The 10,349-nt window shown below is 63.8% G+C and carries 10 protein-coding genes; 2 read left to right on the plus strand and 8 right to left on the minus strand.

The window, feature by feature from the left end:
- A partial coding sequence (locus tag Q0C59_RS16195; protein WP_291217391.1) for a TCP-1/cpn60 chaperonin family protein occupies nt 1-768 on the plus strand: 768 nt, incomplete at its 5' end.
- A 324-nt stretch (nt 769-1,092) separates the two neighbouring features.
- Here Q0C59_RS16195 and tal read toward each other — a convergent pair.
- Nucleotides 1,093-2,034 carry a transaldolase gene (tal, locus tag Q0C59_RS16200; RefSeq protein ID WP_291217393.1) on the minus strand — a complete coding sequence of 314 codons (942 nt, stop codon included), beginning with the start codon at nt 2,032-2,034 and terminating at the stop codon, nt 1,093-1,095.
- A 64-nt stretch (nt 2,035-2,098) separates the two neighbouring features.
- On the opposite strand from tal, the gene Q0C59_RS16205 reads away from it, so the two are divergent.
- On the plus strand, nt 2,099-2,947 hold the full coding sequence (locus Q0C59_RS16205; protein ID WP_291217395.1) for a MurR/RpiR family transcriptional regulator: 849 nt from the start codon (nt 2,099-2,101) through the stop codon (nt 2,945-2,947).
- A gap of 12 nt (nt 2,948-2,959) precedes the next feature.
- On the opposite strand, the gene Q0C59_RS16210 is transcribed toward Q0C59_RS16205, so the two are convergent.
- From Q0C59_RS16210 to Q0C59_RS16240, 7 genes are all read right to left on the minus strand, one after another.
- Nucleotides 2,960-3,592 carry a hypothetical protein gene (locus Q0C59_RS16210; protein ID WP_291217398.1) on the minus strand — a complete coding sequence of 211 codons (633 nt, stop codon included), beginning with the start codon at nt 3,590-3,592 and terminating at the stop codon, nt 2,960-2,962.
- A 131-nt stretch (nt 3,593-3,723) separates the two neighbouring features.
- Nucleotides 3,724-4,821: an ABC transporter ATP-binding protein gene (locus Q0C59_RS16215; RefSeq protein WP_291217400.1), complete on the minus strand. Its 1,098-nt coding sequence runs from the start codon at nt 4,819-4,821 to the stop codon at nt 3,724-3,726.
- Nucleotides 4,818-5,792 (minus strand): ABC transporter ATP-binding protein, encoded by a 975-nt coding sequence (locus Q0C59_RS16220; RefSeq protein WP_291217403.1) that lies wholly within the window; start codon nt 5,790-5,792, stop codon nt 4,818-4,820. Before Q0C59_RS16220 ends, Q0C59_RS16215 begins: the two co-directional genes overlap by 4 nt.
- Nucleotides 5,793-5,794: 2 nt before the next feature.
- Nucleotides 5,795-6,706: an ABC transporter permease gene (locus Q0C59_RS16225; RefSeq protein WP_291217406.1), complete on the minus strand. Its 912-nt coding sequence runs from the start codon at nt 6,704-6,706 to the stop codon at nt 5,795-5,797.
- 130 nt (nt 6,707-6,836) lie between these two features.
- Nucleotides 6,837-8,414 carry an ABC transporter substrate-binding protein gene (locus Q0C59_RS16230; RefSeq protein ID WP_291217409.1) on the minus strand — a complete coding sequence of 526 codons (1,578 nt, stop codon included), beginning with the start codon at nt 8,412-8,414 and terminating at the stop codon, nt 6,837-6,839.
- Nucleotides 8,411-9,691 carry a M20 aminoacylase family protein gene (locus Q0C59_RS16235; RefSeq protein WP_291217411.1) on the minus strand — a complete coding sequence of 427 codons (1,281 nt, stop codon included), beginning with the start codon at nt 9,689-9,691 and terminating at the stop codon, nt 8,411-8,413. Before Q0C59_RS16235 ends, Q0C59_RS16230 begins: the two co-directional genes overlap by 4 nt.
- A gap of 13 nt (nt 9,692-9,704) precedes the next feature.
- The coding region (locus Q0C59_RS16240; RefSeq protein ID WP_291217413.1) for an ABC transporter permease at nt 9,705-10,349 on the minus strand (645 nt) is incomplete at its 5' end.

Raw genomic sequence — 10,349 nt, forward strand, 5'->3', positions numbered from 1 at the left:
ATCCTGACCGGCGGCAAAGTGATTGCCGAAGAAGTCGGCATGACGCTGGAAAAAGTGACGCTGGCCGACCTCGGCTCTGCCAAGCGCATTGAAGTCAGCAAGGAAAACACCATCATCATCGACGGCGCCGGCGCTGCTGCCGACATCGAAGCCCGCGTGAAACAAGTGCGCGTTCAGATCGAAGAAGCGACGTCCGACTACGACCGCGAAAAACTGCAAGAACGCGTGGCCAAGCTGGCCGGCGGTGTTGCCGTGATCAAGGTTGGCGCTGCCACCGAAGTCGAGATGAAGGAAAAGAAAGCCCGCGTGGAAGACGCCCTGCACGCCACGCGCGCTGCGGTGGAAGAAGGCATCGTTGCCGGTGGTGGCGTGGCCCTGCTGCGCGCCCGCCAGGCCGCTGGCACCATCAAAGGTGACAACGCCGACCAGGACGCCGGTATCAAGCTGGTGCTCAAAGCGATCGAAGCGCCTCTGCGCGAGATCGTGGCCAACGCCGGTGGCGAGCCTTCGGTGGTGGTCAACGCCATCCTGGCTGGTTCGGGCAACTACGGCTTCAACGCTGCCAACGACACCTACGGCGACATGATCGAAATGGGCATTCTGGACCCCACGAAAGTGACCCGCACCGCGCTGCAGAACGCCGCTTCGGTGTCCAGCCTGATGCTGACGACCGAAGCCATGGTTGCCGAGTCCCCGAAGGATGACGCACCTGCCATGGGTGGTGGCGGTGGTATGGGCATGGGCGACATGGGCGGCATGGGCATGTAAGTTCTCCTTGCCTGAGGGCCGATCGCCGCGTTGCATGGGCTTGCCGTAGCGTTGCTACTGTCAGCGCCCATGCGCCTTGCGCTAGGCCCTCATGCTGCGTCGGAATGCATTGCTGCAGGCCGACAGGAAACCCCCAAGAAGAAACCCCGCGAGGCAACTCGCGGGGTTTTTTCATTGCTGTCTCTCTTCTTCTGCCTTCTGTCTCTCGCTCGCCCAAAGCGTGGGTGCCCGGGTGGGCCGGACGGCGATTTGCTGACGCGAAGCGGCTGATGAGCCGTCCGGCCCACCCGGGCGCCCACGCGCTCCAGGCCAAAGAAAAGCAGCTCAGCGCATCAGGGCTTCGAGCTTGATGGTGTCGGCAACGAAAGCCCGAATGCCTTCGGCAAGCTTCTCGGTGGCCATCGCATCCTCGTTCAAGGCAAACCGGAAACTGGCTTCGTCGTGGGTCACAAAGGGAATGTCCATGCCCTTGGCCGCTCCGGCATCGAGAGCGCGGCTCAGGGGTGCCTCGCTCGCAGCCAGCTGGGCCAGCAATTCCGGGCTGATGGTCAGCAGGTCGCAACCGGCCAGCGCCGTGATCTGACCCACGTTGCGAAAGCTCGCGCCCATCACCTCGGTGGCAATGCCGTGCTTCTTGTAGAACTCGTAGATGGCGCGCACCGAACGCACACCCGGGTCGTTGGGACCGGCCATCGCAGCCTCGTCCCAGCCCGCACCAGCCGACTTCTTGTACCAGTCGTAGATGCGTCCCACGAACGGTGAGATCAACTGCACCTTGGCCTGCCCGCAGGCCACCGCCTGGGCAAACGAAAACAACAGGGTGAGGTTGGTGTGGATGCCGTCGCGCTCCAGCCGGGCCGCGGCCTGAATACCTTCCCAGGTGGATGCGATCTTGATCAACACGCGGTCCACGTGCACGCCCTCACCCTGGTAGAGGTCGATGATGCGGCGCGCCCGCGTCACGGTCGCTTCGGTGTCGAAGCTCAGGCGGGCATCGACCTCGGTGGACACGCGGCCGGGAATGAGCTCCAGGATCTCGCAGCCGAAACGCACCAGCAGGCGATTTGTCACCTCGTCCAGACCCTGCGCACCGTACTGCGCCACAGCATCTGTCAACAGGTGCGCGTACTCGGGCTTTTGCACCGCTTTCAGGATGAGAGAGGGATTGGTCGTGGCATCCTGCGGCGCAAACGCGGCGATCTGTTTGAAGTCGCCGGTGTCGGCCACCACGGTGGTGAATTGTTTGAGTGCGTCGAGCTGATTCATGGCACGCATTATCGAACAAGGCAGGTAATAAAATTTCACCTTCCGCCGTAACCAGGTGACCTCCATGCTCGACCGGATCAAAGCCTCCCTGCCCTCGCTGGCGCCCGCCGAGCAACGCGTGGGCAAGCTCGTGCTGCTGGACCCGCGCACCTTCGCCAGCCTGCCGGTGACCGAACTCGCCGAGCGAGCCCACGTGAGCAAGCCCACGGTGGTGCGCTTTTGCCGCAGCATGGGCTACGACGGCCTGTCCGATTTCAAGCTCAAGCTGGCGGGAACCGTGAGCGAAGGAGTGCCCTTCATCCACCGCAGCGTGGATGTGGACGACAAGACCAGCGACGTGTTGGTCAAGGTCATCGACAACACGGTGGCGGCGTTTCTGAAGTACCGCAACGACGCGTCGAGCCATGCCATCGAAAAGGCGGTGGATGCCCTGGTCGCCACCTACAAGCACAAGGGCCGCATCGAGTTTTACGGCGCGGGCAACTCGGGCATCGTGGCGCAGGACGCGCAGCACAAGTTCTTTCGCCTGGGCATCAACGCCATCGCCTACAGCGACGGCCACATGCAGGTGATGAGCGCCTCGCTGCTCGGCCCGGGCGACTGCGTGGTGATCGTCTCCAACTCGGGCCGCACGCGCGACCTGATGGACGCCGCCGACATCGCGCGCAAGCACGGCGCCACGGTGATCACCATCACCACGAGTGGCACACCGCTGGCGCAGGCCGGCCACATCCACCTCTCGGCCGACCACCCCGAAGGCTACGACCGCTACAGCCCCATGACCTCGCGCCTGATGCACCTGATGGTGATCGACATCGTGGCCACATGTCTTGCGCTGCGCATCGGCGGTACCAAGCTGCAGCCGATTCTCAAAGAGATGAAGAACAACCTGAAGAGCAAGCGCTACGCATGACCTATGACACGATCAGGGTGCCGGCTTGAATGACTTGAGTTCGCTGACCGTGTTGGTCCACAGTTGACCGCCCCGGAAATCCTTGTATTCGGTCTTCACCACCCGACCCACCGACGGTGCGTACCAGCGCACATCGGACATGCGGATGGTGCCAGACCACGACACGCCATTGATCCATCCATTGGACTCAATCCTGAAGGTGTCGAACTCGCCGGCGGGCGTGTTCACCTTCTCGCGCGCCACCACCTTGAACTCAAGATCGGTCTTGCTTTTGGAGTTGTTCCCCTCGCCCACAAAACTGGATTTCCAGCTTTCGCCCACCACCAGCGGAAACTTGAAACCCGCGATCGGCGGGTCGAAGCGCGTGCCGCTGGCGCCCGAGACCACGGTGGCCCAATCCAGGGTGACGACACCTTCAATCTCGGGCGGATTGCGGTTGGGTCGCAGGTGGATGCTCTTGATGTGCACTTGATCCACGGACATGACGGTGACGGTTTCGTCGAACATGCGCTTGTCCGCTCGCTGTTCAACCGCGTAGACCGCCACATCACCCACCTTCGCCACCGGCCTGCTCGCCCCGTCGGCCTGCGCCCACGCGCTGGCAGAAACCAATGCCACGCCCATCCACCACAGATGCTTGACCATGCTGCTCTCCTCGAAGCGCGCATGGCCGGTGACCGTCCACATCGGACAATGCATGCCGGCCGTGCGCAGAGGTGCACGTTACGGCGATGCAGTTGTCTTGCCACTCCGCCATTTGGCAGAGGCGGCGAGTCTCAGATACGACCTTCTTCAACCGCGTGGCAGGCGATCCGGATGCCGCCCAGCGTCAGCAGGTTCGGCCGCTCGTTGCGGCAGCGGTCGTTGGCGTGCGGGCAGCGCGGGTTGAAGGCGCAGCCGGTGGGTGGGTTCAGCGGGTTGGGGACTTCACCCGAGACCGGCGTGCGCGCTCGGCCCGTGTCGTGCATCTTCGGAATCGCGTCCAGCAGCATGCGCGTGTAGGGGTGGCGCGGGCTGTCGAACAGCGTGTGCTTGGGTGCGAGCTCGACCAGCCGGCCCAGGTACATCACACCGACCTGGTCGCTCACATGCCGCACCACGGCCAGGTTGTGGCTGATGAAGAGGTAGGTGAGACCGCGTTCGCGCTGCAGGTCTTTCATGATGTTGAGCACCTGGGCCTGCACGCTCACGTCCAGCGCGCTGGTGGGTTCGTCGCACACCAGAAATTCGGGCTGCGTGGCCAGAGCGCGTGCGATCGAGATGCGCTGGCGCTGTCCGCCGCTGAACTGGTGCGGGTACTTCACGCGGTCCAGCGGCGACAGGCCGACCGACTTGAGCAGATCGTCCACACGATCGCGCAATTCGGCTGGGTCGGTCACGATCTCGTGTTCGCGCAGCGGCTCGGCAATGATGTCTTCCACGCGCCAGCGCGGGTTCAGGCTGGCGTATGGGTCCTGAAAGATCATCTGGATGCGTCGGCGCAGCTTGCGGCCTTCAGGCGTCTTGAACGCGGCGTGCGCGTCCTGCCCGTCGAACTCGAAGCCACCGCGCGTGGGCTCGTACAGGCCCACCAGCAAGCGCGCCACCGTGCTCTTGCCGCAACCCGATTCGCCCACCAGGGCCAGCGTCTGGCCACGCGGTATGTCAAAAGACACACCGTCGACCGCGCGCAGCAATTGGCGCGGCTGGCGCTCGATCACGCGGTTGAGCCACGGCGCAGACACATCGAAGGTCTTGGCCAGATCGGTGGCGCGCACCAGCGGCGCGGCGCTGGCGGCATCCAGAGTCGCAGCAGAAACGGCTGCGCGGGTCTCGGCCGACTGCGCCTTGGCTGCCTGGGCCTGCACGGCCCGCTCGAACATGTCTGCGCTCATGCCGATGCTCCCGCGTTGGCGTGCAGCCAGCAAGCAGCGCGCGTGGCGCCTGCCGTCAGCAGATCGGGGCGGTCTACATGGCAGCGGTCAAACACCCGGTCGCAGCGCGGGTTGTAGGCACAGCCCGCTGGAATGGCGTTGAGGCGCGGCATGGCCCCGTCGATCTGGTGCAGGCGTTCGCGGTCCACGCTCATGTCGGGAATACAGGCCATCAGGCCCGCGGTGTAAGGGTGGGCCGGGTGGTTGATGACCTCGTGCACCGGGCCAATTTCGGCAATGCGCCCGGCATACATCACGGCCACGCGGTCGCAGGTCTCGGCGATCACGCCCATGTCGTGCGTGATCAGCATCACCGCTGCGCCGCGCTGTTTGCAGATGGTCTTGAGCAGCGTGATGATCTGCGCCTGGATGGACACGTCCAGCGCGGTGGTGGGCTCGTCGGCCACGATGAGCTGCGGTTCGGCCGCCAGCGCCAAGGCGATCACAACGCGCTGGCGCATGCCGCCGCTGAACTGGTGCGGGTAATGGTCGATGCGCTGCTCGGCCGCCGGAATGCCGGTGTCCTTCAGCAACTCAATGGCCCGCTTGCGCGCTTCGGCCTGCGTGACCGGCAGGTGCGTGGTGATGGTTTCGATGAGCTGGCGGCCCACCGAGTACAGCGGGTTGAGTGAAGTCAGCGGGTCCTGAAAAATCGCGCCGATCTTGCGCCCGCGCACCTTGCGCATCTCTTCATGCGGCAGGTTGTCGATGCGCTGTCCGTGCAGCAGGATCTCACCCGAGGCCACGCGCCCCGGGGGTTCGAGCAGGCCAATGATGGACGCACCGGTGAGCGACTTGCCCGCGCCGGATTCACCTACCACGCCGAGAATTTCACCGGGGGCGATGTCGAAGGAAATGTCGTCGAGCGCACGCAATGTGCCGCGGCGGCCGGGAAATTCGACGACGAGGTTCTTGACTTGGAGAAGGGACATGTTCAGCGCAGTCTTGGGTTCAGTGCATCGCGCAGCCAGTCGCCGAGCAGGTTCACGCTGAGTGCGATCAGCACCAGCATCGCACCGGGGAAAATGGTGATCCACCACTCGCCGGAGAACAAATAGTCGTTGCCCACGCGGATCAGCGTGCCCAGCGACGGTGAGGTGGGCGGTGCGCCCACGCCCAGGAAGGACAGCGTGGCCTCGGTGATGATGGCCGTGGCCACCTGGATGGTGGCCAGCACCAGCACCGGGCCCATGACATTGGGCAGCACATGGCTGCGCATGATGCGCAGCGGCGCTACACCGGTCACGCGCGCGGCCTGCACGTATTCCTTGTTGCGTTCCACCAGCGTGGAGCCGCGCACGGTGCGCGCGTACTGCACCCAGCCGGTGAGCGTGATCGAGATGATGAGCACGCCGAAAGCCAACGCGTCGTGCGCATTGGGAAACAGCGCCCGGCCCACGCCGGCGATCAGCAGCGCCACCAGAATGGACGGGAAGGACAGCATCACGTCGCACAGGCGCATGAGAAAGGCGTCGATCCAGCCGCCCAGAAAACCGGCCAGCAGTCCAAACGTGACACCAATGATCACCGACAACACCACCGAGGCAGCGCCCACCAACAGCGAGATGCGCGCGCCATACATGAGCGCCGAGAGGATGTCGCGGCCCTGGTCATCGGTGCCCAGCAAGAAATTGCGCGAACCTTCAGGGCTCCAGGCCGGCGGCAGGCGCGCATTGGAAAGCTCCAGCGTGGCCAGATCAAACGGGTTGTGCGGTGCCACCCAGGGCGCAAACACAGCACAAAAGATGCAGATGAACGCGATCACCCCCGCCACGATGGCGGTGGGCGAGGTTCGGAAGCTGTGGCCGACATCGCTGTCGAACCAGCGGTGCAGAAGTGAAGTCAACGTGATTTCCTAAGAATGCAACGAGTGAGAGAGTGCCAGCCCAGGGCTCGCGAGGATCCGGCTCCGCCGGTCCCAGCGAGCGTCCCCCCACCGGGGGGAAGACGCCGCAGGCGGCGCAGGGGGGGCCTCTTTATTTGACGGACATGTAGCGGAAAGGCATGAAGTTGTCGGCCAGCTGAACCAAGGTCACGTTGCTGGCCACACCCCAGGCCAGTGCCTGCTGGTGCAATGGCAAATGGCCGATGTCGTCGGAATGCAGTTTGAAGGCTTGCTTGATCAAGTCGTCACGCTTGGCCTTGTCGGTCTCCGACTGGATCTGCACGGTCAGTTCGTCCAGCTTGGGATTGCAGTACGCCCCCAGGTTGAACTGACCACTGCCCTTGTCGTCCACGCAGCGCTTCAGCGCGTTCAGGGCGTTGTGCGAATCGTAAGTGCCCGGCGTCCAGCCCAGCATGTAGAAGCTGGTGTCGCGTTTGAGGATCTTGGGGAAGTAAGTGCCCTTGGTCTCGGTCTGAAGATTGATCTTCACACCCACACGCGCCAGGCTTGCCGCGACGGCCTGGCAGATGGCACCGTCGTTCACATAGCGGTCGTTCGGGCAATTCATGGCCACCTCGAAGCCATTGGGATAGCCCGCCTCGGCGAGCAATTTCTTGGCTGCGTCGGGGTCATAGGGCAGACGCGTGTTCATCGACTCGTCGAACCCGTTGATGCCCGGACCCACCATCAGCGCCGTGGGCTTGGAAGCGCCGCGCATCACCGTGCGCTGGATGCCGTTGATGTCGATCGCCTGGTAGAACGCCTGGCGCACACGTTTGTCTTTGAACGGGTTCTTGCCCTTGACGTTCGAGAACAGCAATTCGTCGCGTTTCTGGTCCATGCCCAGGAAGATGGTGCGCAGCTCGGGGCCTTGCATCACCTTGCTCTTGCCGCTGGCGTTGATGCGCGCCACGTCCTGCAGGGGCACGGGCTCGATCACATCGACCTGGCCCGAGAGCAAAGCGGCCACACGGGTGGAGTCGTTGCCGATGGGCGTGTACTCCACATTGATCACATTGCCTTCAATCTTGCCCCAGTAGTTGCCGTTGCGAACAAAGCTGGTCTTGATGTTGGGCTGGCGCTCGCGCAGGCGGAACGGACCGGTGCCGTTGGCGCGGAACGAGGCGGCGTTTTCGATGCCCTTGCGCCGGTCCACCGGGCGCGTGGCCTGGTTGTCTTCAGACCACTTCTTGTTCATGATGAACAGCAACGAGAGCACGTCAGGCAGGATGGGGAACGGGCCCTTGGTCTCGATCTCCACAACGAAATCGTTGACCTTGCGGATCTCCTTCACGTCGTTGGTGTAGCTCTTCATGTCCGAGCCTTCACCCGAGGCACGGGCAAAGCTGAAGAGCACGTCATCGGCGGTGAACGGTGCACCGTCATGAAATTTCACGCCCTTGCGCAACTCAAACCGCCACACGCTGGGCGAGGTCTGCTTCCAGCTGGTTGCGAGCGCGGGCACCAGGCCCAGGTTGCGGTCCCGGCCCACCAGCGGTTCGTAGACGTTGTTCGTCACGCTGAGCTGCAACGATTCGTTGAGCGAGTGCGGGTCCATCGAAAGGGCGTCACCCTGGTTGCCGATGCGGATGGTCTGTGCCTGGGCTGTGCCCATGGCGAACACGGCGGCCATCACGAGGCCCGTGACCAGCGTCTTGTTGAACTTCATGCATCGCTCCTTGCGTGGTTGGAAAGTGGGGAAGTTGTTGGATGGGCTTTGCCCGGGCTCTCGGCCAGCGGCATGCCGTGTTCGACGAGGCCGGCATGCAACGCGGCGCCCAGGGGCAGCACCTCGTCGTTGAAATCGTAGCGGCTGTTGTGCAGGTAGCAGCCGCCCATGCCGCTCTCCAGGCCTTGCCCCAGACGCAGGTAGGCGCCAGGTTTGGCCTGCAGCATGAACGAAAAATCTTCTGCGCCCATGCTCGGGTCCATGTTGCGGTCCACGTGGTCGTGGCCCAGCAGCTTCTGCGCCACGTCGGCCGCAAAGCGCGCCTCTGCAGCACTGTTGATGGTGGCCGGGTAGATGCGTTCGTATTTCACATGCGCCGCGGCACCCAGGCCCAGGGCCACGCCAGAGCACACCTCCTGCAGGCGCTGCTCGATCATGTTCTGCACTTCGGCGTTGAAGGTGCGCACCGTGCCCACCAAGGTGGCCTTGCCCGGCATCACGCTGAAGGCACCCATGTCACCGGCCTGCATGGCACAGATGCTGATGACTGCGCTATCGATGGCTCGCACATTGCGCGAGACGATGCTCTGCACCGCGGTGATGAGGTGGGCCGACACCAGCACCGGGTCCACCGTCTGATAGGGGTGTGCGCCGTGACCGCCTTTGCCGGTGATCTCGATGGTGATGCGGTCGGCAGACGCCATCATCGGCCCCGGGTTCACTCCCACGGTACCGGGCTTCATCTGCGGCCAGTTGTGCATGCCGTAGACCGATTGCACCGGGAAGCGGTCGAACAGTCCGTCTTCGATCATGGCCTTGGCGCCGGCAAACCCTTCTTCCCCGGGCTGGAAGATCAAGACCGCCGTACCGTCGAACTGGCGCGTTTCGGCGAGGTAGCGCGCGGCACCCACCAGCATGGTGGTGTGCCCATCGTGCCCGCAGCCGTGCATCATCCCGGGCCGGGTGGACTTCCACGCGAAGTCGTTGTGCTCGGTCATGGGCAAAGCGTCCATGTCGGCGCGCAAGCCGATCATGCGGCCGCTCTCGCGGCGCTGGCCGTGGATGACCGCCACCACACCGGTCTTGCCAATGCCGGTGTGGATCTCGTCCACACCACACACCTTGAGCGACTCCACCACGCGCCGTGCGGTGTAGTGCTCCTCAAAGCCGATTTCGGGGTGCGCGTGCAGGTCGCGCCGCAGCGCGGTGAGCTCGGGGTGAAAGGCCGCGATGTGTGCAAACGCACGACCATGGGCCTTGATGCGGGAGGTCAACATGTCGGGTCGGAGTTCAGTGGCCGCCGGGCTTTTCAACGCGCAAGCGGGGGTCGACCGCAAAGTACAGCAGGTCAACGATCAGGTTGATCACCACAAAGATCAGCGCGATCAGACACAGATAGGCGGCCATCACCGGGATGTCCGCAAACGTGACCGCCTGGATGAACAGCAAGCCCATGCCGGGCCACTGGAACACGGTCTCGGTGATGATGGCAAATGCGATCAGGCCACCGAGCTGCAGGCCCGTGATGGTCATCACCGGCACCAGCGTGTTTTTCAGCGCGTGGCCGAAGTGCACGGCACGGTCGGTGAGGCCCCGGGCACGCGCGAACTTGATGTAGTCGGTGCGCAGCACCTCCAGCATTTCAGCGCGCACCAGCCGCATGATCAGCGTGAGCTGGAAGATGGCCAGCGTCACGGCCGGCAAGGTGATGTGCAGCCAGCCTTTGGCGGTGAGCAAGCCGGTGGACCACCAACCCAACTGGACCACGTCGCCCCGACCAAAGCTGGGGAACCAGCCCAGATTCACCGCGAACACCAGGATCAGCAAGATGCCGATGAGAAAGGTGGGCAGCGACACGCCGAGCAGCGACACCGTCATGAACAGCTGACTCAGGAAAGTGCCCCGCTTGAGCGCGGCGTACACCCCCATCGGAAT

The organism is Hydrogenophaga sp. (genome assembly GCF_022844385.1).
Taxonomy (GTDB): domain Bacteria; phylum Pseudomonadota; class Gammaproteobacteria; order Burkholderiales; family Burkholderiaceae_C; genus Hydrogenophaga.